The 23,172-nt window shown below is 38.8% G+C and carries 24 protein-coding genes and 1 pseudogene; 8 read left to right on the forward strand and 17 right to left on the reverse strand.

Features of this window, described 5'->3' with window-relative positions; genetic code table 11:
- Nucleotides 1-67: 67 nt before the first annotated feature.
- Nucleotides 68-262: a hypothetical protein gene (locus AS180_RS13130; RefSeq protein WP_025908917.1), complete on the reverse strand. Its 195-nt coding sequence runs from the start codon at nt 260-262 to the stop codon at nt 68-70.
- 525 nt (nt 263-787) lie between these two features.
- On the opposite strand from AS180_RS13130, the gene AS180_RS13135 reads away from it, so the two are divergent.
- Together AS180_RS13135 and AS180_RS13140 are read left to right on the forward strand one after the other, a co-directional pair.
- Nucleotides 788-3,058: a hypothetical protein gene (locus AS180_RS13135; protein WP_062686914.1), complete on the forward strand. Its 2,271-nt coding sequence runs from the start codon at nt 788-790 to the stop codon at nt 3,056-3,058.
- Nucleotides 3,059-3,157: 99 nt separating this feature from the next.
- On the forward strand, nt 3,158-3,763 hold the full coding sequence (locus AS180_RS13140; protein ID WP_062686915.1) for a ScaI family restriction endonuclease: 606 nt from the start codon (nt 3,158-3,160) through the stop codon (nt 3,761-3,763).
- A gap of 143 nt (nt 3,764-3,906) precedes the next feature.
- On the opposite strand, the pseudogene AS180_RS21715 reads toward AS180_RS13140, so the two are convergent.
- Nucleotides 3,907-4,164, reverse strand: a pseudogene (locus tag AS180_RS21715) (3'-5' exonuclease); the annotation flags it as partial.
- Nucleotides 4,165-4,463: 299 nt separating this feature from the next.
- Nucleotides 4,464-5,048: an SMI1/KNR4 family protein gene (locus AS180_RS13145; RefSeq protein ID WP_062686916.1), complete on the reverse strand. Its 585-nt coding sequence runs from the start codon at nt 5,046-5,048 to the stop codon at nt 4,464-4,466.
- A gap of 249 nt (nt 5,049-5,297) precedes the next feature.
- Between AS180_RS13145 and AS180_RS13150 the strand changes: the two genes are divergently transcribed.
- Nucleotides 5,298-6,107, forward strand: coding sequence for a hypothetical protein (locus AS180_RS13150; RefSeq protein WP_175384201.1), 810 nt, complete (start codon nt 5,298-5,300; stop codon nt 6,105-6,107).
- A 117-nt stretch (nt 6,108-6,224) separates the two neighbouring features.
- Nucleotides 6,225-6,368 (forward strand): hypothetical protein, encoded by a 144-nt coding sequence (locus AS180_RS22630; protein ID WP_156413492.1) that lies wholly within the window; start codon nt 6,225-6,227, stop codon nt 6,366-6,368.
- A gap of 74 nt (nt 6,369-6,442) precedes the next feature.
- Here the strand turns inward: AS180_RS22630 and AS180_RS13155 are convergent, their stop codons facing one another.
- Nucleotides 6,443-6,925, reverse strand: coding sequence for a glutathione peroxidase (locus AS180_RS13155; protein ID WP_025908310.1), 483 nt, complete (start codon nt 6,923-6,925; stop codon nt 6,443-6,445).
- A gap of 275 nt (nt 6,926-7,200) precedes the next feature.
- Between AS180_RS13155 and AS180_RS13160 the strand changes: the two genes are divergently transcribed.
- Nucleotides 7,201-8,199 (forward strand): tRNA dihydrouridine synthase, encoded by a 999-nt coding sequence (locus tag AS180_RS13160; RefSeq protein ID WP_025908309.1) that lies wholly within the window; start codon nt 7,201-7,203, stop codon nt 8,197-8,199.
- Between the two features lie 83 nt (nt 8,200-8,282).
- Here the strand turns inward: AS180_RS13160 and AS180_RS13165 are convergent, their stop codons facing one another.
- Nucleotides 8,283-9,170: a hypothetical protein gene (locus AS180_RS13165; RefSeq protein ID WP_062686917.1), complete on the reverse strand. Its 888-nt coding sequence runs from the start codon at nt 9,168-9,170 to the stop codon at nt 8,283-8,285.
- A gap of 219 nt (nt 9,171-9,389) precedes the next feature.
- Between AS180_RS13165 and AS180_RS23590 the strand changes: the two genes are divergently transcribed.
- Together AS180_RS23590 and AS180_RS22635 are read left to right on the forward strand one after the other, a co-directional pair.
- Nucleotides 9,390-9,599: a ferritin-like domain-containing protein gene (locus tag AS180_RS23590; protein WP_062686918.1), complete on the forward strand. Its 210-nt coding sequence runs from the start codon at nt 9,390-9,392 to the stop codon at nt 9,597-9,599.
- Nucleotides 9,559-10,029 (forward strand): ferritin-like domain-containing protein, encoded by a 471-nt coding sequence (locus AS180_RS22635; RefSeq protein ID WP_090752810.1) that lies wholly within the window; start codon nt 9,559-9,561, stop codon nt 10,027-10,029. The genes AS180_RS23590 and AS180_RS22635 overlap by 41 nt, the downstream gene beginning before the upstream one ends.
- An 88-nt stretch (nt 10,030-10,117) precedes the next feature.
- Here AS180_RS22635 and AS180_RS13180 read toward each other — a convergent pair whose 3' ends face one another.
- Nucleotides 10,118-10,735 (reverse strand): TetR/AcrR family transcriptional regulator, encoded by a 618-nt coding sequence (locus AS180_RS13180; RefSeq protein ID WP_025908104.1) that lies wholly within the window; start codon nt 10,733-10,735, stop codon nt 10,118-10,120.
- 171 nt (nt 10,736-10,906) lie between these two features.
- Between AS180_RS13180 and AS180_RS23865 the strand changes: the two genes are divergently transcribed.
- On the forward strand, nt 10,907-11,032 hold the full coding sequence (locus AS180_RS23865) for a hypothetical protein (RefSeq protein WP_258954128.1): 126 nt from the start codon (nt 10,907-10,909) through the stop codon (nt 11,030-11,032).
- A 52-nt stretch (nt 11,033-11,084) separates the two neighbouring features.
- Here AS180_RS23865 and AS180_RS13185 read toward each other — a convergent pair whose 3' ends face one another.
- The 11 genes from AS180_RS13185 to AS180_RS13235 all read right to left on the reverse strand — a co-directional run bounded on the left by AS180_RS13185 (nt 11,085) and on the right by AS180_RS13235 (nt 23,131).
- Nucleotides 11,085-11,870, reverse strand: a complete 786-nt coding sequence (locus AS180_RS13185; protein WP_062686920.1) for a tyrosine-protein phosphatase — start codon at nt 11,868-11,870, stop codon at nt 11,085-11,087.
- Between the two features lie 156 nt (nt 11,871-12,026).
- The gene (locus tag AS180_RS13190) at nt 12,027-12,374 is read right to left on the reverse strand and encodes an AzlD domain-containing protein (RefSeq protein WP_309599128.1); all 348 of its coding nucleotides are present in this window, start codon (nt 12,372-12,374) and stop codon (nt 12,027-12,029) included.
- A gap of 190 nt (nt 12,375-12,564) precedes the next feature.
- Complete coding sequence (csaA, locus tag AS180_RS13195; RefSeq protein WP_062686922.1) at nt 12,565-12,897, reverse strand: chaperone CsaA; 333 nt, start codon at nt 12,895-12,897, stop codon at nt 12,565-12,567.
- Nucleotides 12,898-12,918: 21 nt separating this feature from the next.
- On the reverse strand, nt 12,919-13,809 hold the full coding sequence (locus AS180_RS13200) for an EamA family transporter (protein WP_061786040.1): 891 nt from the start codon (nt 13,807-13,809) through the stop codon (nt 12,919-12,921).
- Between the two features lie 92 nt (nt 13,810-13,901).
- On the reverse strand, nt 13,902-14,603 hold the full coding sequence (locus AS180_RS13205) for an AraC family transcriptional regulator (protein ID WP_025908685.1): 702 nt from the start codon (nt 14,601-14,603) through the stop codon (nt 13,902-13,904).
- Between the two features lie 81 nt (nt 14,604-14,684).
- Nucleotides 14,685-15,818, reverse strand: coding sequence for a glycerate kinase (locus AS180_RS13210; protein ID WP_062686923.1), 1,134 nt, complete (start codon nt 15,816-15,818; stop codon nt 14,685-14,687).
- A 25-nt stretch (nt 15,819-15,843) separates the two neighbouring features.
- A complete protein-coding gene (locus AS180_RS13215; protein ID WP_061786038.1) occupies nt 15,844-17,118 on the reverse strand; it encodes a GntP family permease in 1,275 nt (424 codons plus the stop codon).
- A 119-nt stretch (nt 17,119-17,237) separates the two neighbouring features.
- Nucleotides 17,238-18,341, reverse strand: coding sequence for a sugar diacid recognition domain-containing protein (locus tag AS180_RS13220; protein WP_025908683.1), 1,104 nt, complete (start codon nt 18,339-18,341; stop codon nt 17,238-17,240).
- Nucleotides 18,342-18,459: 118 nt separating this feature from the next.
- On the reverse strand, nt 18,460-20,400 hold the full coding sequence (locus tag AS180_RS13225) for a family 16 glycosylhydrolase (protein ID WP_062686924.1): 1,941 nt from the start codon (nt 20,398-20,400) through the stop codon (nt 18,460-18,462).
- Nucleotides 20,401-20,745: 345 nt separating this feature from the next.
- The gene (locus tag AS180_RS13230; RefSeq protein WP_025908682.1) at nt 20,746-21,948 is read right to left on the reverse strand and encodes a hypothetical protein; all 1,203 of its coding nucleotides are present in this window, start codon (nt 21,946-21,948) and stop codon (nt 20,746-20,748) included.
- 268 nt (nt 21,949-22,216) lie between these two features.
- Entirely contained in the window at nt 22,217-23,131 is a 915-nt protein-coding gene (locus tag AS180_RS13235) for a LysR family transcriptional regulator (RefSeq protein WP_025908681.1), read from the reverse strand.
- Nucleotides 23,132-23,172: the final 41 nt, after the last annotated feature.

Genomic DNA, 23,172 nt, shown 5'->3' on the forward strand with positions numbered 1-23,172 from the left:
ATGCCTTTTCGCATATCGGTCTTTCCGCAAATGATGTAGATATTTTTCACACTTGTATAATCGTATTTCACAGATGTTTCAACTCCCTCATAACGGTTTGGATAACGTGCTCACCTACGCCGCCATAGAAGGATATTTCCGCGTTTGCCGTTTTGATCGTGCAAATGCTTATTGAAGGATCTTTTGAAGAAGTGGATGATAAAGAATGTTTAGTATCTGGGTGTAGTGTGACGGGGACAATCGTTAATTTTTGTTGTGGCATAAGACATGCACCTCCTTTGATTCATACATGTATCGTACCAGAAGGTGCTGCGTGTTTATATGCGTTGTTTGAATGGGGGCTTACGAACGAATAGTTCTTTTTTGGTATAGAACACTAGATTCTTTTACTAACTTTATTGATACGATGTTTACTCTTTTTGCTGAAGCTTTGAGATTCTTAATATCATTAAGTTTTTTCCCCATAACTTAACCTCCGTTTTTCCATAAATTGTAATTACCTTACAAGTAAATAATATATATTTAAAGACTAAGTAGTTACGGAAATCTTTTCTAAAAAAAACCAATAAGTTTTAAACTAATTCTTTTTTTTACTAGATTTATGATATAATAAGAACATACGTTCCGTTTATATAAAGTGTGTATATTAATGAATAGCCAATTAAATATATATTATTTTCTTAGTAGTTAAAAAGGAGGTTTTATGCAATTGATAATAATTTCTAATCGGGTTTTCTTTTAAAAATGGTATAATTAAATACTTGGTAACCAACAAGGAGGTTTCACTATGGAACAACTCTCACTTTTAGACTTTAATGAAATTGAAAATAAAGAAGCACAAGGTTCTAAGCGCAATTTCTCAAGTTCTTCATTGAAAAATCCAGCAATACTTGAGGATTTCCCTTTCGATAAGATATATGAAGTTTCCCGGAAAGAAGCAAGTCGAAAGAAGCCAATATTTTTCATTCACAAATATTTCGCTAGAAGAACAACATGTAATTTTAGATTAGCTCTTTTAAGTCTTCTCTTTGAAAAAGAAACAGATATTTGGAGCAAGTTTTATGATTCGAATCAGCTTTCAGAGGGGGACAATTTAACCATATTAGACCCTTTTATGGGTGGCGGTACAACTATTTTTGAATCTCTCAGAATTGGTGCAAATGTGATTGGTAATGACCTACAACCTCTTTCAAAGTTTGTAACTGAAGCTGAAGTACGTCCTTTAGATGATAAAAAATTAAAAAAACAACTTGGTATTTTGGAAAAAAGAGTAGGAGAAAAGATAAAATCTTACTTTAAAACGGATTGCCCTGAATGCAACAAAGAAGCAGATGTGATGTATAACTTTCATGTGAAACAGGCTCAATCCTCAATAACAAAAAAGACTCATGACCTTTATTCAAATTTCATTATTGTCTCTAAAAAAGGTAACTACACGTTATGCTGTCCTGAATGTAATACACTATTTAAAGATGATTTCCAAAACGGACATGCAAATTGTCCAAAATGTGACTATAAAATTGATTCTCCTAATAGTGGTTTTGTAGAGAGAGGCAAATATACTTGCCCTGATACCGGAGAAAGCTTTATGTTGCGAGATTTAGATGGGTCAACTGGCTACCCAAAGAAAACAAAAGTTATTGCTCAAGAATATTACTGTAATAATTGTAAGAGTCATGATTACAAAGGTATTTCTGAAAAAGATTTGCGTTTACATGAAACTGCTTTAAATGATTTTAAAGCACTTAAAGATAAATTAGTCCTCCCAGAACAACTTATCCCAGCTGGCTATAATACGAACCAAATGAGAAATCATGGTTATGATAAGTTTTCGGATTTATTTACAGACAAGCAGTTATTATGTCTAGGATTATTACTAAAAGAAATCGATACACTCGAAGATGAAGATTCAAAATTCTGGTTTATGCTAGCATTCTCCGCATCACTAGAAATGAATAATACTTTTTGCAGGTATCAACATAATGCATCCAAAATATCCAATATATTTTTTAACCACGCCTATGTTCCGATTAGTATGCCCGTGGAAAATAACGTTTGGGGAACTAAATTAGGGACAGGTACTTTTATTAAGGCAGTAAATAAAATCATAAAAGGAAAAGAGTTCAACAAAAACATATATGATATTTCGGTGACTAACGGCAAGTCTGGTAAAATATATTCGAGTGACATAGTAAGTGCAAATCCAGTTACTGAATATAAAGATTTGAATAAAAATCAACCTTTAATTACAAATTTAGACTCAAGAAAGTTAGAACATATACCTTCAGGTTCTGTAGATGTAATCCTCACAGACCCACCATATGGAAGTAACATAATGTACTCGGAATTAATTGACTTCTTTCACGTTTGGATTAGTTCAACAAAGTTTGGGAAAGAGATAGGTTTCAATACACCTACTTCTCCAAAAGTAGAAGAGGTTATTGTAAATACTGTTCAACAAAAAACTTTTGATGACTATTCTGAAGGATTAACTCAAATTTTCCTAGAAGGTAACAGAACGCTAAAAGATGAAGGTTACTTAATGTTTACTTTCCATGATAATAGTCTTGATGGTTGGATTTCAGTTATCAAATCCTTGGTTGCAGCAAATTTTGAGATTGTTGCAGCTTACCCAATCCATTCTGAAACAAGAACAGGAGCTCATACTTCAGCTAAGAATTCGATTGCATTTGACATCTTTTTAGTTTGTAAAAAAAGAAATGAGAAGCCTGAAGAAAACTTCTCTTTTAATACTATAGAAGTTAAATCTTTGGAAAGTACAAACAATTTCGTGCGAAGGCTAAATGCTATTAATGCAGAAGTTACTATTAGAGATATAGAAAATATTTTCATCTCTCAATTTTTTGTAAATTGTTTTTCTTATCACGTATCTAGTTGGGACACTTTGGACAATATAATTATCCGAGTAAAAACTCTTCTTAAACAATTAGATGAAATCTTTGAGGATTATAACATTGTAGAAAAAAGGACTGGCTGGTGGTCAAATTCCCAAGGGAAAGTATTCTTGCAAAACTTACTAAAAGTTGAAAAGAGCTAAAAAATCACTCATTAGAGTGATTTTTTTAGTATTTCAATGAAATACTTTTAAGTTACATGATAGAATTGTTGTATATAACTTGAAAGGATTTGCATTGATATGACATCACCATATGATAATTTACCAATGGAACAATGGATTAATGTTACTGAAGAGTTAGTTGGCAATCATCCCTTGAATAATGACGATATAGTAAGTATTGTACTAGAAGCTTGGGACAGAATTTTAGATACGAAAATTGGAGGGGAACTTCAAATAGGAGTGGATGTTTTCCCAGGTCCACAAATTATGGGTAATTATTTACATGAATTAATTCCCGCTTTGCTAAGTCGAAAGTTCCCTCAGTATTGGCGCAAAGAAATCATTAAAGAAGATAAAGACGTTGTCTATATACCTAATAATGACTACTCTGTAGAAATTAAAACGTCTTCTAATCCAAATAACGTTTACGGAAATAGAAGTTATGGACAAGAAAATAGTGAAAATAATTCTGGTAAATCAAAATCCGGATATTATATAACAGTAAATTTTGAAAAATTTGATGTTGAAAATCCTGCTAATAAGCCTGAAATTAAAAAAATTAGGTTTGGTTGGATTGACCATACAGATTGGAAAGCACAAAAATCTCAAACTGGACAAGCTGCTCCAATTTCTAAAGAAGCTAGGGATAATAAGCTTGTTCTAATCTATGAAAAGAAGAAATGATTATAACCAAAGGGTAGCTTGTACTCCCTTTGGTTCTTTTTCTTAAAGGTAAAAAACCTCATTTACTTATGATAAGGTTCACCCTATCATAAATAAGTAAGATTACAACAACACATCCATTCCAATTAACTTCACTAACAGCCTCATCCTTTCTTTTCCCTCAACCACTCCACACTCGCACCACTACGCTCCTCCAAAACCCCATCAAACCACTTCACAAACTCCGACTCCCCAGAATAAGATAAGCACAAATACTGCTTCGCTCTCGTCATTCCGATATATAGCAGGGACACTTCCCGCTCCTTATCTTCTTCTAGTGGAAACGGCATGGAGTTAACGTTGACGATGAAGACCGCTTGGTAGTCGAGACCTTTGCTGCTGTCGATGGTGCTGATTTTCACTTATTTGAACATCAAGAGAAGCTGAGCAAAAAGGGGGGGAATTAGACTTGGTGTCTACACGCCCATTATGTATCAGTCTATAAGGCGGGCTTAGCTGTATGTATGCTATATATTCGTAAATGATCGACATCATGTTACTTACCATAAAACCTTCTATTTTCATCTGTTATCTCCACGTAATCTTTATCGTACGCATACATATTTACATTATTTTCATTTATATAAATCTCATAAATGCGTTTATTATATTCCTTAAATTCACTTAAAACTAAACATTCTCTTTAGGCTATTCGAAATAACTAAAATAACTCATCTTCCTCCAAAAAAACAAACCCACTATCAATAACCCCCTGCAAATACTCATCAAAACTGTCAGCAATCACTTTGTATTCGTCCGGGTCATACACAAAGCGAATGATTTGACCACTTACCCCCTCTGGAGAAGGATTAAAGTCAATATAGAGCCTTGATGTTCCGCCATTATTCATACAGTCTGCAAAATGAATATAGGTTTCAAGGTGAAGTCCGTCTGGATTGATTCTAGGATCAACGTCTTCCTCGTATTCCAACAGGTACGAAACGTCCTCTTCTTCTTTTGAACTATCGAGCATTTGCTGCGTAGATAGTAAATAGTACGGATATCTCCCTTCTTCAACATCTGAACCTAGCATATAAACGGCAATTTCATTTTCACCGTATTTACGCCAATATGTACCATCAATCTTTTCAAGTAGTGTGATTAATGATTGGGGACAATTTGGATACGTTGATTTTAGTAAGTCTATATCCTTTTTTGTAGCACCACACGCTGTATTTAGTTCTGCAAGATCACCTGTTGGTAACGCTGCTTTTAATCTCGTTACAAAATTATTTACTAAGTCCATTACCTTATCCTCCTATAACGATAGCCGCTCTTATCATGAGCAAGCTGATTTCATTTTGAGCACTTTCTTCTCTCTTATAAAGTACGCTTAGATTACTGCACGCTCCATACTTCTAAACTATCATCAATTCCTTTATCCTTGAACACTTTTCCACAATTTGTTAAAAACATGTTAAAATTATTCTATATGTTTGAAAAAACCTAAACAAACTCTTTCAAAGCAATCCATACATAGAAACGAGGAAACAAAATGACAAAAGCGAAATGGCTACTAGTTCTTCTGTGCGTAATGAACTTAGGACTAGCAGCTATGCATCTATCAGGCTATTTTTTTCTCTTTTTAAAACCAACGGGTTATGTCATTCCTTTAGTTATCAATATAATCGTGCTATTTTTCATTAATAAAAAGCTGTGGGTCGGTTTAGGACTAGTCGTTGGCATTCCGGCCTTATTTATACATGGTTTGATGATTTTGTTTATGGAGTATGATTATACAAAGATTGATTCACCATACGATTCACAGTCTCTTATGATTGAATATCGTGACGTAACGTTAGGTGAAACAACTTACTTTTATAATTTCTATAAAACAAGATTTGGAGTGATTGGTAAGCTTCTTGAGAATCAATCGGTAGAATTTATGGTTCGAGGTCCTGAATACCCTGTTGAAGAAGGAGCTGAGGCAGCATTAGGAGCCCATAACCCAACTTGGATTTCAAAAGATATTGTCCGGTTTAACTCATGGAAGGGAGCAAAAGATGTGTATTTAGCCTCTTCTTCATCAGCAGTAAGCACAAAGGAAATAGACAATTTCATACTGAAAGCAGAAAGCAACAGTGACGGAGAGACCATTACCATTAACGGGATTGAGTTCATCACCCGGTATAATCCAAAAGCAGGTCAGCGTTGGATTGATGTGTTAAGCGATGGTGACGAGGGGCCAATCCCGAGACAGCAATGCTCTCGGATTGTACGAAACGAGGAGCGCGGATATTATATGTTAGAAGAATGTACGCATCAGTGGGAGTATGAGCTATATCCTCTTACGGACGGACAGTAATATTATGAGACTGAGACATAAGTAGTTCAGCCTCTACTATACCTGAACGATTGAGAGTTCATAACTTTTAATCGTTCAGATTTTTTGGTTGATTGTGAAAACAATGTTGGAAACAGGGTGGAATGGAGCGTAGGGCACTCGACTCCTGCGGGAAAGAGAGGGGAAACGGAGATCCCGCAGCGCAGCGAGGAAGCTCAGGTTCCTCCCCGCGGAAAGCGAGTGGCCGTAGCGCAATGGAACGAACGTGTTGAGACAAACTAAAGAGATGGGAACAGCTAGTGTTCGTCTTTTAGAAGCAATCATTTTGTTATGTCCCAAACTCTTTTAATCTTTCTCTACAGCGCTAACTGCTTCACAATTTCTTTCTCAATCTTTCTCGGCTCCACAGTTGGCGCATAACGCTCTAATACATTACCTTTCTTATCAACGAGAAACTTTGTAAAGTTCCACTTGATGTTTTTGGACAGGAGACCCTTTTTTTGATTCTTTAAAAACGTAAACAGTGGATCTTCGTTCTCTCCGTTCACGTCAATCTTCGAAAACATTGGGAAGATTACGCCATAATTGAGCTGACAGAACTGCGTTGTTTCATTAATATTATCGAATTCTTGGTTGTTAAATTGACTGCATGGAAAACCTAAGATTTCTAAGCCTTGTTCTTTGTACTTGTCATATAGCTCTTGTAATTCTTTAAACTGCCCTGCCAAACCGCAGTGACTAGCGGTATTCACAATGAGCACTACTTTTCCTTCATACTCTTTTAATGCTTGTTTTTCCCCATTTGTCTTTTTTACCGTCAAATCGTATAAAGTCTCCATTCAATTTCCTCTTCAATAAATATTGTACGCTATTTAATTTTATAAAATATTTATTGAGAATTCAATCATTTTCCTTTTCATCAGAAACCCCAAGACCATTTAAATAACAATTTCCAGCACAACAAGATGCCTCGTTCCCTTGCACTTTTTATTTAATACGATTAAAGTATATAGTGGTTGAATTTCTTCTATAGTAGAAATCAGCTCTCTAACAATCATTTCACTTTTTAATTTCGGGAACGCGTTTCCCTTTAAGGAAAGGGTTTAGATATACAATGAAAGATAATTTTTGGCATGAGTTGCCTCGTCCGTTCTTTATTTTGGCTCCAATGGAAGCCGTAACGGATGTTGTGTTCCGTCACGTGGTGACAGAAGCAGCTCGACCTGATGTGTTTTTTACAGAGTTTACGAATACGGAAAGCTACTGCCATCCGAAAGGAAAAGATAGCGTAAAAGGACGCCTAACGTTCACTGAAGACGAGCAGCCAATCGTTGCGCATATTTGGGGAGACAAGCCTGAATACTTCCGTCAAATGAGTATTGGTATGGCTGAAATGGGCTTCCGAGGCATTGATATTAACATGGGCTGTCCTGTACAAAACGTTGCAGGAAACGGAAAAGGATCTGGCTTGATTCGTCGTCCAGACGTTGCGGCAGAGATTATCCAAGCGGCTAAAGCTGGGGGACTTCCTGTCAGCGTGAAAACGCGCCTTGGCTATACAAAAGTCGACGAGTGGTACGACTGGTTAAAGCATATTTTAGAACAAGATATCGTTAACCTATCTATCCACCTTCGTACGAAAAAAGAAATGAGCGACGTGGACGCACACTGGGAGCTAATCCCAGAAATCAAAAAGCTTCGTGATGAAATTGCGCCTCATACGCTTCTTACGATTAACGGCGACATTCCTGACCGTCAAAAAGGCTTGGAGCTTGCGGAAAAGTACGGTGTTGATGGAATCATGATTGGACGCGGAATTTTCCACAATCCATTTGCTTTCGAAAAAGAAAAGAAAGAGCACACAAGTGAAGAGCTATTAGATCTTCTTCGCCTGCAGCTAGATCTTCACGATAAATATTCGAAAGAATTAGAGCCACGCCCATTCAAACCGCTTCGTCGCTTCTTCAAAATCTACGTTCGTGGATTCCGAGGCGCAAGTGAGCTACGAAACTTACTTATGAGCACAGAAACGACTGATGAAGTACGTGATTTGCTTGATGAGTTCAAGGATCGAACTGGTATGAAGGAAGACGAAGGTTTCTCAATTAAGTAACGCTTGTTTCACTTAAAAATAGCAACACAAAAAGCTGAGCCTACACGAGGTTCAGCTTTTGTTTTTTGATAAATCAAATTTGCTTATTCACTAAAGCCGTCTTCCGTTAACGCATAGTTAATGCGCGCGAATAAATTGTTGGTTTCTTGTCTCGCTTGGGCATATACCTTTTCAAATTCCGCTTTATTTTCAGCAGGATTCTCAAATTTACCTACCTGTCCCCACATTGCTTGAACCATTTTCATGTTTTCAAAAAGCTCATAGTCTAACGGAGTTTGCGGAGCCGGTGCAAAAACAAGGGGTGCGCCTAGTTTTTCTAGCTCTTCTTGTCCTACTACAAACGCCGGGTGATCATATAAGTCACGGTCCATCGCAGTTTTAATATCATTCATTGTCGGTCCGACTAAATAAAGCATCTGCATCATGCCTCGCTCTAAGTTCGTCGCTTGTTCCCATGTTCTATACTCATAAGGATCCGTGCCTTGGAGCTGCGTTGGCTGATTGGCTAAAATCAATTTATAGATTTGATCCCTTTCGGCTTGATTTTGAAGCTGATATGCTTGTTGGCTTTCTGGATTAATAAATACATCACTGTAGTTTGTGATGTTTGAAACCTTTGAAGATGACGTACTGCTGACAATTGTTCGGATTGGCTCTTCCGTTAAGCTAAAGTAAATTCTTCCCGTCTCGTCCATATAGTCTTCAACTAGTTCTTGTTCTGTAAGATCTTTTTCGTAATATGGTGAATCAATTGAAACCGTTGGGATTCGAAGCTGGTCCATCTCTTCTTGGGATAGTTCCACTTTTGAGGTTTCTTCTTTTGAACTTTCCTTTTCAGTTTCTTTTTCTATTTTTTCTTCATTCTTTTGCTCTTCCGCAGCCGCTGTTTCTTTCGCTTGTTCTGCACTCTCGTCTTTACCGCAAGCTGCTAGTAGTAAGCTTGCAGCTGTTACAAGTAACCATTTCTTCATCTTGTTCGCCTCACTCGTCCGTTTTTTTCTCAACTTAAAAAGTATATCACTCATAAATTGAAAATTATGGATGATTTGTAAAAACAGGAAAATGGCATTAAGGACTAGAGCGAATATCATACGAATTAACTAATCATTAAGTCTTAGAAAATAGTCATGCACGATAGCCCGCTTTACATACATAAACTGTATGAATTGCAAATGCAGGGAGGACAATCTATGTATTCATATTTTCATGATTTTTATCGAAACACCTCAGATACAAAGCTTTTAAGCGCTATTCAAAAAGCTATTAACGCAGAGTATAGTGCTGTTTCGTGCTACGAGAAGTTAGCTAAACTAGCACAGACAAAAGAAGAGCGCAACAAAATACGTGAAATTCAAAAAGATGAAAAACCCAAAGCCCTCTTCGTCTCAAAGACAGCTTGATGATTACGGTGCTAAAGGAGCATTAAACGCACCATCACTATCGTTATCAGAAATGCTGACGTATGCACTTCAAGACGAATACCTAGCTCAGGCTAGATATAATAACGTTATTACAACGTTTGGTCCAGTACGGACGTTTGTCCAAATCAAAGAAGCAGAACTACGCCATATTGATGCATTACTGCCACTATTTGATCGCTACCAAGTACCGATTCCTGATGATACCTCTCAAAACCTTGTCAAAACTCCAGCAAACCTCAAAGCCGCATATTCAGCAGGTGTTCAAGCAGAAATCGATAACATCGCGATGTATGAACGCTTTTTGACATTCGATATTCCAAGTGATGTACGAATGGCCTTTTCGCAGCTACGAAACGCATCTGTAAATCATTTGGCTGCTTTCGAAAGAGGAGTTGCATCCTTCGGCTAGAAGCTTATTTATCTAACAAAAGGCTAGACTGACAACAGTTTAGCCTTTTTGATATGAACATCATTCTTACACAGGCTTTCTGGCCACTTTATTTTTTCAAACCAGCAGCAAAAAAAGGACCGTTAAAAGTAATAATTGAAAAGATTTTAGCCATTTCTTCTGGAGATTCTTTTCGCCCACTATTAAGCCACTGTTGGATTACTCCTATGTGTGCAGAAGCTATGTAAGAAGCTAAATAGTCTCCTGGAACAAGAAAATTTTCTTTCCGAACAAAGTCAAAGGCTTCATTCTCAAAGATTTCTTTCCACATAAACTTTTTTAATCTCGTCTGAAAAGTTAAATCTCCGTTTGGACCTAATAACGCTCTCATAAAACTACTGTTTTCGTTTAGATATTCAAAGATTACGATTGCAATGGAAGACGGGACGGCTATCGGTGAATCCTCCTCTAGAGAAGCAACAACGCTTGGGAAATTTTCTTTTACAATAGTAGAAAGCTCTAGCATCACTTCATCTTCACATTTCTTCATTAAATCAAACTTATCCTCATAATGCGCATAAAAGGTGCCTCGATTGATGTTGGCTCTCGTTGTAATATCTTTCACTGAAATAGCGTCGAACCCTTTTTCTTCAATTAATTCAATGAATGCATTTTGAATGGATTCTCTTGTCCTAACAATTCGTAAATCCAAATGTTGATTTTTCATGGTATGTCCCCCTTTATTTTATCCAACAGATTGCTAAGCAGTGTTCCATAACCGACACATCCTTGAATGTTGATTATTGATGACGCCTCATACAAAGTATAGAATTCGAATAGAATCAAAATAAACAACAGGTTGTTCATTATTTTATCAAAAGTATAAGGAGGAAGAAACATGTTTAAAAACAAACTACTCTTACTTTCACCTATTATTGTATTTGGCATCATCAGTGGAATTATGATCCTACTTTCTACGTTTAAGCCACAAGCTGTTAACGAAAAAGTGGAGCTTGAACAGTAATAGGAATATAAACAAGCCGAATTCAGTTTGAATCCGGCTTGTTTATGCTTTGTTATTGACCTTCGTTTGATGAAAGAAACATTTCGTTTAGCTGCTCTAAACAACCTCTTGGAATATTACACCCTTTTTCTAAATATGTCCCAATATCTCCGTACTGCTTCATTATTTTTTGATAAACATCTTCAAAGTACTCACGCCGCACTTCTAACACGGGCCTAATTTGCTCAGGGGAAATTCGAAATAAGCTCATCCACCGAATAAATGACTCAGTTCTTTTCATCTTCACTGCAATTAAGTCATTTGATTTTAAGTATTCATCGATTACCGTTTCATATGGAACACCTAGATATAGTTGAATAATGGCAGCGACAAACCCAGTTCGATCCTTACCACCCGTACAATGAATAAGAGCTGGCACTCGATTTGCATCTGACAAGAAGCAAATAATTTCTTTCATTTCGTCATGACAGCCAAAAGCCATATGCTCATACATATCTCTCATTATTTTTTCAAAATCAACGGTAGTAGATTTGCTCACAAGGAATTTTAAAAACTCAAAATGGGTAAACTCCTGGTTTTTATCATGAATTGATACAGATAATAGCTCTATATCAGGTCCCGGCTGCACTCGACTAACCCTTGATTTTTGTTCAGACGGCATTCTTAAATCACAGATTGCTTTAATATTCAGCTGACGAAAGGTCTCAATATCTTGTTTCGTTAGCTTTGATAGATCTTCTGAGCGAAACAAAACTCCTTCTTTCAGCTTTTCCCCATTCTCTGTCACCACTCCGCCAACATCTCGAAAGTTAAATAGCTTTTTAAAGTTATAGTTCATATTCTTTCTCCATTGTTTGTAATAGTTGCTTTTCTCTATTCTACGACATCGCACCAAAATGCTGAACTATTAATCAACTTACTTTTTATTTATTCATGCCACAATGAAGAAAAAATGTAGCCTCATATCAAAAAAATGACAAAAAACTGGCGCCCTTCAAAACACCAGCTGAACCAATCCCATATATAAAAGCGTTCCTCCCCCAATCGAAAGCAGCATGCTTCCTCTCCATGCATGAAGCAGTACCACAAAGCCAACTGCTAGCATTTCAGGTAACCCATGACTTCCTGAAACAAAGCTGATATCCTTTAACGAATACACTACCAACAATCCGATAACCGCTGCCGGTAGAACAACTCCGATTAGTGCGCTTTGGTACTGCTTGCCTTTTTTCCATTGCTCCATAAAAATGACGACAAACAGCGCGGTCATTACGAACTCAATCCCTTCCGTACTGAACGTAATAAACGAGCCAAAAATACTGCCAAGCGCTGATCCGAGCACCCAGTAGCAGTGGTTCAGTAGCGTAATAAAACGGAATTAAATTTTGCTTTGCAGACGCTGATTATCAAGACTTCGTCGGCTTTGACGTAATTGATTCAAATCTATATGAGCGACAGCTATTGATACAGCTCGTTAAGCCATAAAAGAAAGCTGTAAAAAGACAAGCTACCTTCAGCTTGTCTTTTCTTATTCATGAAATCTTCGTTCCATTTGGCAACTTTTCATCCGGCTGTAGCAGCACTACATCTCCTTCTCCTGGAACGCCACCTAAAACGAGCACTTCTGATTTAAATCCTGCAATTCGCATTGGCGGAAAGTTTACAACCGCGACGACTTGACGATTCAGAAGCTCGGTTGGCTCATAGCGATGCTTAATTTGCGCAGATGACTGCTTTACTCCGATCTCTTCTCCAAAATCAACTTCAAGCTTAATCGCCGGCTTTTTGGCCTCTGGAAACGGTTTGGCGTCAAGAATTGTACCAACGCGTAAATCTAATTTTAAAAAGTCTTCAATGTTTGCCATTTAGCTTGAACCACCTTTTTATTATTTTTCGATTGTGACCATTTCAGATTTTCTGCTTACATCACGTGTTGACCAAATCAGGATCCCAATTCCTATTAACAACAAGCTAATTCCGCTCCAAGACGTCATCGTCAGCTTTTCTCCTACAACTAAAACGCCAAGCATCGTTGCAGTTAGCGGCTCTGCTAACGCTAGAGTAACTGCGGTTGAAGATGAAACGTGTGCAAGCCCTTTGGCAAATAGAAAATAAGCAAGCCCTGTGGCCATAACGCCAAGCTGAAGGCTTACACCAATACCTCTCAAGCTTGTAAACCATGACATATCAAATAAAAATAGGAGTGGTGATAAAAAAAGCGCGCTTAAAATAAAGACAACCGCAACGGCTGATAGTGACGAATACTTTTCCACTAACCCTCTGCTTGCAAGGGTGTAGCAAGCAAAGGATAGGCCTGCTCCAAGCGCCATGAAAATTCCCATTATATTTAGGCTTGCCGATTCTTTGTTCAGAAATAACAGCACGCAGCCTAAAATAGATAAAAACGTAGAGCACCACCAGATGATGCTTGGCCGCTTGTTTGAATAAAACCATTCAATAAGCCCAGATAAAACAGGTGCACTCCCGATGGCCACAACTGTGCCAACCGCAACGCCTGTGATGGAAACTGCTGAAAAGAACAGCGGCTGATAGCATGCCATACTAAGAGCTGCGACAAGAGTGGCTTTTAGCGGCCATCCTTTTAGACGTAAATCTTTTCTAATCAGCAGAAGCAGTAATAGAAACACACCGCCTACTGCAAGCCTTGTTGCGCCAATAGCAATTGGGTGTGCGGAGTCCGGTGCTAGCGCCTGGGTAGTACCTGTTGTGCCCCATAGAATCCCTGCTAGTAAAATGAAAAAAGGAGCTGCTTTCACAATGATTCACCTCAATAAAAAGATAAAAAGAACGATTACCCTTATGATAAAGAATTCCCTATTCATTTTCTTTACCAAGTTTAATCTTCTTTTTATCTATTATTAAGAATTCGATATTTTTGCGGTGACACGCTTTCATGGCTGACAAACCATCTTGTAAAGGAAGAGGAGTTAGCAAAACCAATCTCTTCACTAATCCTGGACATCGACCATCCTGTTGATAGCAATAAACGCTTCGCTTCATCTAAACGAAGTTTCGATAAATACTCCTTCACGCTTTTTCCCGTTTGCTTTTTAAACCATGTCGAATAATAAACGGGATGATAATGCTCAATTGCTGCGAGGGTTTCCAGGTTGAGTGGCTCCTTAAAGTGCTGATGAATGTAATCAATTGAAGGAGGATTGGACGTTTGCAGCTTTTTAGTCACATACCTCGTTAAATCAACTAAAGCAGAATAATCAGCAGGGTTTTTCGCTTCTTCTAACAATAAATACCGAATAGCTGACCACTGACTATCAAGCGTCATATACATGCTGTTTGTACCCTTTGGCAGGTACTGCGTTGGAATATCTAAGATTAAAAATTCATTTCGGTCTCTGGAGCGATAGTTATGATTCAGTCCCGGAGGCAGGTAAAAGCATTGATCCGGGCTAAGCGTTACTTCTTGAAACGCCATTTCCATATCAAGAGAGCCTTGCAGTGGAAAAAGAAACTGTCCAAATTCGTGCTGGTGCAGCGTGAATTCTTTCGAGTAGGATCTCTTTTCACACGTTAACTCGTTCACTTTATCCATTTGGCTCTCTCCTTTACGTTAAGTTGAATCTATTATAAGTGCAAAATCCGCTAAAAAAAAGCCTAACATGTCGCTCTCGGTTTATTTGTTCATTTTCCAAACGGCCGCAACGTTCATCGCCGTTTTTTCCACATAGTCGCTGGCATTCGCAAAAGCATTTTCTAACGTCGTCACTCCTGGCACAATACTAAATAACGCATCGATACCATGCTCATAAACGACGTGGCTGTCAGCTCCGATGTTCCCAGCAATTCCAATGACCGGAATGCCATGCTTTTTGGCTGTTTTTGCTACGCCAATGGGCGTTTTACCATAAATGGTTTGCCCGTCAATTTTTCCTTCTCCTGTGATGACTACGTCCGCATCACGAACGGCTTCTAATAGATTCGTTGCTTCAATGACGATGTCGACGCCCCTTTTCAATTCCGCTTGTAAGAAAGCAAGCAGCCCTGCACCTAATCCCCCTGCTGCACCAGCTCCTGGCACGTCATCAATCTTTTGACCAAGGTCTCGTTCAAGAACGGCTGCGTAATGTCGTAAATTTCGATCCAAAAGCGCAACCATCTCTGGCGTTGCTCCTTTTTGTGGACCGAAGATGGCAGATGCTCCTCGCTCTCCGGTAAGAGGATTATCAACATCACACGCTACTTCAATTTTGACGTGCTGAAGACGCGAATCTAGTGTTGATAGATTAATAAAAGCTAAGTTTCCGAGTGCTCCGCCACCATCTAGAATTTCGTTTCCTTCCGCATCTAGTAACTGTGCACCAAGCGCTTTGGCCATTCCAGCGCCTCCATCGTTTGTGGCACTTCCACCAATCCCGATAATAATATGGTTTACGCCGTAATCTAGCGCTGCTGAAATGAGCTCACCTGTACCTTTGGTTGTTGTCATAAGCGGATTTCGCTTAGCAGGGGGTACGAGATGCAATCCAGACGCGGCTGCCATTTCAATGACGGCTGTTCTCTTCGTTCCCAGAATGCCAAAGAAAGCTTCAACCGGCTCACCTAAAGGACCCGTAACCGTTTTTGAGATAATCTCTCCATCCGTTGCGTCAACCAGGGACTGAACCGTCCCTTCTCCTCCGTCAGCCATCGGTACTTTTACATAGTTTGCTTGTGGCAGTACTTGCTTAAAGCCTTTTTCAACTGCTTCAGCTACCTCTAAAGCTGATAAGCTTTCTTTAAATGAATCCGGAGCAATGACAATCTTCATTACGTTCTCTCCCTACACTTTAATATTAGCTAAATAGCTTGAACACACCGTAAATGAGCGTCGATAAAATCGCTAGCGTTAAACCAACTGCTGACTCATATGGAATAAGCTTAAGTCGTTCTTTAATTTCCATATGAACGCTTCCCCCCGTTGCGTGGAAAAAGCTACCGTGCGGTAAATGATCTAAAACCGTCGCACCTGCGTGTACCATAGCTGCTCCGGCAAGCGCTGAAACGCCCATCTCTAAAATCGTGGAGCTAAACACCTGACTGGCAACCGCTGTTCCTGCAGTTGTTGAAGCAGTCGCAGCAGACATGAAGATTCCTGATGCTGGCGCTAGTACATAGCCTGGTAAGCCGAGCGCACTTAGTCCTTCAATCAATACATCTTTTAAGCCTGAATTGGCGATAATTCCAGCCAGCGTACCCGTTCCTAGGAGCATAATGGCCACACCCGTCATTTTTCCTAACCCTGAAACAGCATAGTCATTCAGCTTTTTGCCCCTTCCCATGACAATTGCACCGACAATTCCTCCAATTGGCAAAGCAATCATTGGATCAATATTAATGTTAAACAGCGGTCGCAGTGATAGTAAAACAATCGTCACAAGCGGCGCAATAATAGCTGGTAAAAATGCCGGTAGCTTATCTGCATTATTTACTTCTATTTCGGCAAGCTGTACAGGAGCCCCTTTTTTCACAAGCTTTTTGGCAATAAGATACGTCACAACAATTCCAAAAGCTGCTGGGATTATACCCGCTGCCATAATGGATGTGAGCGGAATATTAAAAGCATCTGAAGCTGCGATAGCATTGGGGTTTGGCGACATAATGTTCCCAGCTTTCCCGCCTCCAATCATTGCTAATAAAATTGCCGGTTTTGACAGATTGGCTTTTTGAGCAATTGCAAGCGCAATTGGTGCCACTGTAATAACCGCTACGTCAACAAATACACCAACTGTAGTTAAAATCATTGTTGCAAGCGCCAGCGCAAGCAGTGCTCTCGCTTCTCCTAGTTTTTTTACAATTGTTTCTGCAATAACAGCAGCTGCTCCTGATTCGATGAGCACACCTGCTAATATACCTGCAGCTAATATCCTTAGTACGGCAGGTATAATCCCTTGCGCTCCTTCCATCATAAGCGCCACGGTATTCGTTATATCCACTCCTCCTACTAGACCACCAATTAAAGCACCGGCAATCATTCCATAGGCAGGAGATACTTTCTTTAAGATCAATACAATTGCAACAACAAGCGCAACCACTGCGCCTAAAGCGCTTACTTCAATAGTAGCATCCATTTCCCGTTCCCCCTTGAATGTTATAAGTTAAGTGTAAGCGTTTTCTAAACTAACTGCATTGTTCATGAAACCAAAAAAAGGCCTGTCTTTTTCAAGCCTTTTTGTGCATCGGAACAATTTTATTGAATTTTATACTGTAGTATCGCAACGTACAGCTCAACCAAGTCACTGAGTTTACGAGGGTCTTTATTCGTCAGCTCAGAAATGCGCTCTAAGCGATACCTGAGCGTATTTCGGTGGATAAACAGCCTACCTGCTGCTTTATTTACATCTCCATTTTCTTCAACATATACGCTTAGCGTTTCTAACAAATCGCCTTTTTCATCATAGTCTTTTAGCTCTTCAACTGACTGACTTAACTCGCCTTTTACGCCAAATTCTTTCGCTTCAGCTAAAAAAACAGCTAGCTTATAGTGTTCATAGCGGTAAAGTAATTGATCAGGGTGTAATTTCTCACCCACTTTTAACGTATAGAGCGCTTCTTGATAAGATATCGCCAATCCTTCTATTGACGGAATGAACCTTCCAATCGCCACCTTGCCTTCTAGCTGATTATGTTGAACCCAACTTTTAATTTGATTAAAAGTACCGTCTTCTTTTTCATGCGTCATATCAATTCTTTTCAGCACCACAATATGAGTAGGCTGAACAATGTACAAGTCATCTTTTTCGAGCTTTCCTCGCAACCACTTATAGCCGTTTGAATGATTCTCCACTTTTAAAATTACCGCTATGCGCGGGAGGTCCAACTGAATGCCAAGACGTTCTACTCGTTCAAAGTAAAAGGAATCTAGCTTGTCCATTCCGTGAAGCAATTGACTCGTTAACTCTTCTTTCAACCGCTCATCCCATTGAATTTCATCTACTAACACCGCTTGCTGTAAAATCATTTCAGCAGCCATTTTCACAAGCTCTCCGTAGTTCCGTACTTCCTCTGGTTCACCTGTAATACCAATCACACCAACGACCTCATCATGAAAGGTAATGGGCAAATTAATGCCTGCTTTCACTCCGTGAAACTGCGTTAACTCAGAGCTAGTAATTTCAAAGCCTTTTTGTGTTTCAATTACTCGCACAGCACCTTCGTGAATAGAATCAATTCGATGATGATCACCTGATCCGATAATGACGCCTTTTTCATTCATCACGTTGATGTTGCGGTGAATAATGTTCGTCGTTCGATTCACAATTTCTTGAGCTAAAGAATGATTTAAAAACCTCATGCACTTCACCTCTTCATTCCCATGAATGCTTTTTTAACCTATCGTTAACTATAGCATCATTAAATAAAAAAAAGAAAGCCTGCTTATACCTAGCCTTTCTTTTAATTGAAGAGTCCTCTTAACGTAAATGAATGTTGTCAATTGTTATACTCTTTTTTACATCTCCTAAGTAAAAGACAAGCTGAGCATTTTTATCGTCATGAGGTAGCTGTAAATTTTTAAAAGCGAAGTGATATTTCTGTATTCTGGAAGATACTTTTACTTTCTGCTTCTCATACACGTTTCCATCTTCGTCTGTCAGCGCAACAAACATATCACCTTTTGGTTGAATACTTGCATCAAAGCTTAATTCATACCCTTGTCCTGCATTCAGGAAGATACTTTTTTGAAGTAACTTCAAATCATCTGCATATTTGCTGCTTGTTTTCACATCAATATGAAGCTGGCGTTCATTAGGGTCAACGGTTGCTAAAGCGTTTATTTTTCTCGCTTGTACAACGTGCCAATAGCTCATTCCATCTGCTTCTCCCACGCTAAATGTACCGTTGTATACTCGATTTCCATCACTTAAAGGAACCTTTGGAATATCGTCATTAAACGGAATTCCTTCAACCTCTACAAGCTTTGCGTTTCCAATCCATACAGGCTGGTCGTTTGTTCCAAGATTAAACTCAACGCGCGCTGCATTATCGGATTCTTTTTTCATTTGGAACAAAACTTCATAGCTTTGTACTTGGTTTGTCAGCTGAGCATTTAAAGCTGGTGAATATCCTGCGTATCCAACTGATGCTCCTCCTGTTACTTGTACCTTCATGCTTCTAGCTACTTCCGTTTTAGCATCAAACGTTAGCTTATAAAAGCGGCCTTTCGCTAGTGACACAATAGACTGAGGCTGCACCGAGTAAAGCTGACCTCCAGGACGAAGTATATTTACCTTTAAAAAGCGGCTATTGTTTAATTCTTCTACTGATAAAACTGCATCTCCATCCGGCTCTTTATGAAGGGACCAGTTAGCAGTACCTTCAATTCCCATGCCAGGGTCACCTGCTTTTGTTTCTGTAAACTGATTGTTATAAACTAAGTTTCCGTCTGCTTGAGGAAGCTTAGCACCTGACAAATATTCTTCTTTTGGAATGACTGGAGGAGTTGGCTCACGGTACTCTCTGCCCGTTAACTCATAGACTCTTACATAGTCAATTTTCATTTCTTTTGGGAACTGGGTCTCTGCCGTTGGATTCCCATCAAAATTCCCACCAACTGCTAGATTCATAATGAGATGAAATTCTTCGTCAAACGGTGCTGGATAAGCATTGGTATCTGGCTGTCCATCACTTTGACTGTACCAATCGTTTTGCACGCTATAGAGCTCACCGTCCACGTACCATCGGATTTCACCAGGCTCCCATTCAACGGCATATGTGTGGAAATCTTCAATTGTGCTTCCATCTTTAAATGTGTATTCTTCACCGCTATACGTATTGTTTGGCCACTGCTGACCATAGTGAATGGTGCCCGCAATAGTATTTGGCCTGCTACCCCAGCCTTCCATAATATCAATTTCACCCGAAGCTGCCCAGCCTCCGTAACGATTATGCTCCGGAAGCATCCAAACGGCAGGCCAATAGCCTTTACCTGTTGGGGCGCTAGCACGGATTTCAAACTTCCCGTATTTCTTGCTGAACAACCCTTTCGTCTTTACACGAGCAGATGTGTAGTCAAAGCCTTGGTAGCTTTCTTTATGAGCTTGAATGACAAGATTACCACCTTCTTCTCGAACATTTTTTGAACGATTGGTGTAATACTGGAGCTCATTGTTCCCCCACCCAGGTATGCCCACAGAAGCACCGTTTGTTAAATCAAACGTCCATTTCGTAGGATCAATCTTTCCATCGTCAAACTCGTCTCCCCACACTTGAGTCCACATTGGCTTATTTTTTTCTTTTTGCCCTTTAGCTTGTTCTTCCTCTTCGGCATGACCAACCGGGGTAAACAAATAACTAATTAACGCTGCTGATAATATGGAGCCGAAAACCTTTCGTTTTAAAGAAGGACTTTCCATTTATGATTTCCTCTCTTCTATTAAAATATAGTAATCGCTTACATTTTAATTAACATTTCTATTACCTATAAAGTTCTACGTATGTGGTCCCTACTCTCTGGTTAATCTTAGTGATTGAGATAAAATAAGCTTTATATTTTTCTAAAAATTCAAATAAAAAATGGGAGTTTAATATAAGTAGTTTGAGAGGATAAAAATGTGGTTCATTTAGATAGATGTAATCTTGCCTTCTATTTTCGTGTGATAGTTAGCTACCACACGAAAATAGAATTAACCGTAAAGAATATATGATCTATTACTATAGGCAAATGCTAACGCATTCTTCTAGTTATACAAATAGACATTTTACAATGGACTGATGCTTTCAATCATTGTTCCTTGCGAGGTTTTTACTCCTGTCAGTAACACTTTTGTACCAGGAGCAAATTTCTCTTTATGATGTGCCAAATAGTCTGATAGCTTGAACGTTGTTGGCTGATTGTTTACGTAAACTTGAACCGTATTCCAATTCACCATTTCAAAATAATCAGCTTCAATAGATACTGTTTGATCGCCCGTATCAGGACTTACAACTTCTACAATATCACGAATTTGATTTTGTCCATTTGGACTTGCTACATAACGAACAACCAGTGCTGTTCCTGCTTCATACTGGCGAATCTCGTTTTGTAAATCGATGTCGCTTTTAACATGAAACGCTTTTATCTGTCCTTGAACGTCAAGTTCAATACAATGAGCATCGACTAAACCAGTTACAACTCCAAGAACTTCTAAAATTTGCTCCTGCCTTACGTTATTTTCAACAGGTATTGACGAATTACTTTGTTCTTGCTGCACAGGCGCCACTTTTTCTTCTTGTAAGGATTCTTGCTCTTCCTGAATTGGAGCACTTTGATCCTCTTCTAAAGCTTCTTCTTCTTTAGACTCCACTTTTTGAACAGGTGCTGGCTCTTTCTCTACTTGTAAAGCGGCTTCCTCTTGAATTGGTGGCTCTTCAACTGGCACTATACTCTCTTCAAATTCTGTTTGTAGCTCTTCTGTTGGTAACTCTTGTATGGGTGTTTGTACGTTCATTTCTTCTTCTACGGGCGAAGGTACAGGCTCTTGTTCCTGATAGCTTAACGGTACTGGTACTACTTTTACTGCAGGCTCCACTGGATCTTGCTTAATTGTGACTTCTTTCACTGTATCTTGTTCTTTTGCACTAGACGCGGCAGTGATTTCTTGTGCTAGCACCTGCTCGTCCGGCTTAGGAGAATGGACTACCCTTTGCTCTAGTGGTTGGTTTGCTTGATTATAAGAAAATGGTATCTCCTTTTCTGGCAGGTTTACTACCTTTTTAGGGTTCATGCTAGGCTTCTGATCTTGAGCACTTTTTTGTACTTGTGCGACTGTTGCCTCTGTCTGTTCGCTGTTTAACGCGTTTGAGACGCTGCATCCAGTAATTGTTGTTACAATGGCTAACCCTGTTCCACCAATTTTGATAAGCTTCTTTCTCTCTTTTGCTTTTTCCTTAGAAAATTTTTCAACTCTTGTAATTCTATCCATTTAATTACAACCTTTCATTAATTTTCTGCTTTTTTAATTTATATTAGATTGAGAATTATGAATAGAGCGAAAGAGAAATACAGTTCTAAGGATTTAATGTTTTTCTAAAGATTAGTTATTAATCCCCAAAAACCGACAAAGTTCTACAAGTATCATTGAACTATAAAAAGGGAATTTATGAGAAACTAAGAACAAACGCGGTTACCCTAGCTGAACTTTCCTCTTACAAGAAAACAAACAAAAAAACTAGAAGCCAATCGCTTCTAGTTCATTTTTGGTGATACTTTTCAATTACTTTATGAAGCTCTTCTAAATAAATTCGAGCCATGCGACTAAGCTGAGTTTTATTGTGAACGACCCATCCCACTCTAATAAACTCACCTTCATCAAGCGGCACCGATACAATATTTGAGCCGTTTAAATCTTCACTTAAAATACCCGTTGAAATGGTGTAGCCGTTTAAGCCAATAAGCAAATTAAATAACGTTGCTCGATCACTGACTTGAATGCTTTGTTTACTTGGAATCGTGCTGAAAATTTCTTCAGCATAATAAAACGAGTTAAATTCTCCTTGTTCAAAGCTCAACCGTGGGTATTTTTCTAAATCTTTAAGCGTAACGGATTTCTTTTTAGCAAGCTGATTTTGGGCACTCACAAAGATATGAGGGGTAGCTTGAAACAGTTCATGAAACTCCAACCCTTGTTCTTTCAAAAGCTGCAGCATCACTTTTTCATTAAACGAGCTAACGTATAAAATACCGATTTCGCTTTTTAAACTCTTTACATCTTCAATAATTTCATAGGTTCTCGTTTCTCTCATCGTAAACTGGTATTTTTCTTGCCCGTACTTTTTAATCATATCCACAAACGCATTGACGGCGAACGCATAGTGCTGAGTAGAAATTGAAAGTAGCTGTGGAGAAGGCGCTGCATTCAAATACCGGTGTTCTAACAGCTCTGCTTGTTCAACAACCTGCCTTGCATACCCGAGAAACTCGGCTCCGTCTGAGGAAAGTGCAATACCTGTTGAAGTACGGGTGAAAATCGTAATTCCAATTTCTTTCTCTAACTCTTTCACTGCTTTTGACAAGCTTGGCTGTGAGATGTAAAGCCTGCGCGCTGCTTCATTAATTGATCCACATCTCACAACCTCAATCACGTATTTTAGCTGCTGTAATTTCATAATTAAATAAATGGGACCCCTTTTGATTCGAAATTTTCTGT

Origin of the sequence: Priestia veravalensis (assembly GCF_001457055.1) — a bacterium.
Taxonomy (GTDB): Bacteria; Bacillota; Bacilli; order Bacillales; family Bacillaceae_H; genus Priestia; species Priestia flexa.

What these genes read in the sequence shown, in the direction of transcription:
- AS180_RS13130 (WP_025908917.1), bottom strand. Translation starts at nt 262, where the DNA reads ATGCCACAACAAAAATTAACGATTGTCCCCGTCACACTACACCCAGAT.
- AS180_RS13135 (WP_062686914.1), top strand. Translation starts at nt 788, where the DNA reads ATGGAACAACTCTCACTTTTAGACTTTAATGAAATTGAAAATAAAGAA.
- AS180_RS13140 (WP_062686915.1), top strand. Translation starts at nt 3,158, where the DNA reads ATGACATCACCATATGATAATTTACCAATGGAACAATGGATTAATGTT.
- AS180_RS13145 (WP_062686916.1), bottom strand. Translation starts at nt 5,048, where the DNA reads ATGGACTTAGTAAATAATTTTGTAACGAGATTAAAAGCAGCGTTACCA.
- AS180_RS13150 (WP_175384201.1), top strand. Translation starts at nt 5,298, where the DNA reads ATGACAAAAGCGAAATGGCTACTAGTTCTTCTGTGCGTAATGAACTTA.
- AS180_RS13155 (WP_025908310.1), bottom strand. Translation starts at nt 6,925, where the DNA reads ATGGAGACTTTATACGATTTGACGGTAAAAAAGACAAATGGGGAAAAA.
- AS180_RS13160 (WP_025908309.1), top strand. Translation starts at nt 7,201, where the DNA reads ATGAAAGATAATTTTTGGCATGAGTTGCCTCGTCCGTTCTTTATTTTG.
- AS180_RS13165 (WP_062686917.1), bottom strand. Translation starts at nt 9,170, where the DNA reads ATGAAGAAATGGTTACTTGTAACAGCTGCAAGCTTACTACTAGCAGCT.
- AS180_RS23590 (WP_062686918.1), top strand. Translation starts at nt 9,390, where the DNA reads ATGTATTCATATTTTCATGATTTTTATCGAAACACCTCAGATACAAAG.
- AS180_RS22635 (WP_090752810.1), top strand. Translation starts at nt 9,559, where the DNA reads ATGAAAAACCCAAAGCCCTCTTCGTCTCAAAGACAGCTTGATGATTAC.
- AS180_RS13180 (WP_025908104.1), bottom strand. Translation starts at nt 10,735, where the DNA reads ATGAAAAATCAACATTTGGATTTACGAATTGTTAGGACAAGAGAATCC.
- AS180_RS23865 (WP_258954128.1), top strand. Translation starts at nt 10,907, where the DNA reads ATGTTTAAAAACAAACTACTCTTACTTTCACCTATTATTGTATTTGGC.
- AS180_RS13185 (WP_062686920.1), bottom strand. Translation starts at nt 11,870, where the DNA reads ATGAACTATAACTTTAAAAAGCTATTTAACTTTCGAGATGTTGGCGGA.
- csaA (WP_062686922.1), bottom strand. Translation starts at nt 12,897, where the DNA reads ATGGCAAACATTGAAGACTTTTTAAAATTAGATTTACGCGTTGGTACA.
- AS180_RS13205 (WP_025908685.1), bottom strand. Translation starts at nt 14,603, where the DNA reads ATGGATAAAGTGAACGAGTTAACGTGTGAAAAGAGATCCTACTCGAAA.
- AS180_RS13210 (WP_062686923.1), bottom strand. Translation starts at nt 15,818, where the DNA reads ATGAAGATTGTCATTGCTCCGGATTCATTTAAAGAAAGCTTATCAGCT.
- AS180_RS13215 (WP_061786038.1), bottom strand. Translation starts at nt 17,118, where the DNA reads ATGGATGCTACTATTGAAGTAAGCGCTTTAGGCGCAGTGGTTGCGCTT.
- AS180_RS13220 (WP_025908683.1), bottom strand. Translation starts at nt 18,341, where the DNA reads ATGAGGTTTTTAAATCATTCTTTAGCTCAAGAAATTGTGAATCGAACG.
- AS180_RS13225 (WP_062686924.1), bottom strand. Translation starts at nt 20,400, where the DNA reads ATGGAAAGTCCTTCTTTAAAACGAAAGGTTTTCGGCTCCATATTATCA.
- AS180_RS13230 (WP_025908682.1), bottom strand. Translation starts at nt 21,948, where the DNA reads ATGGATAGAATTACAAGAGTTGAAAAATTTTCTAAGGAAAAAGCAAAA.
- AS180_RS13235 (WP_025908681.1), bottom strand. Translation starts at nt 23,131, where the DNA reads ATGAAATTACAGCAGCTAAAATACGTGATTGAGGTTGTGAGATGTGGA.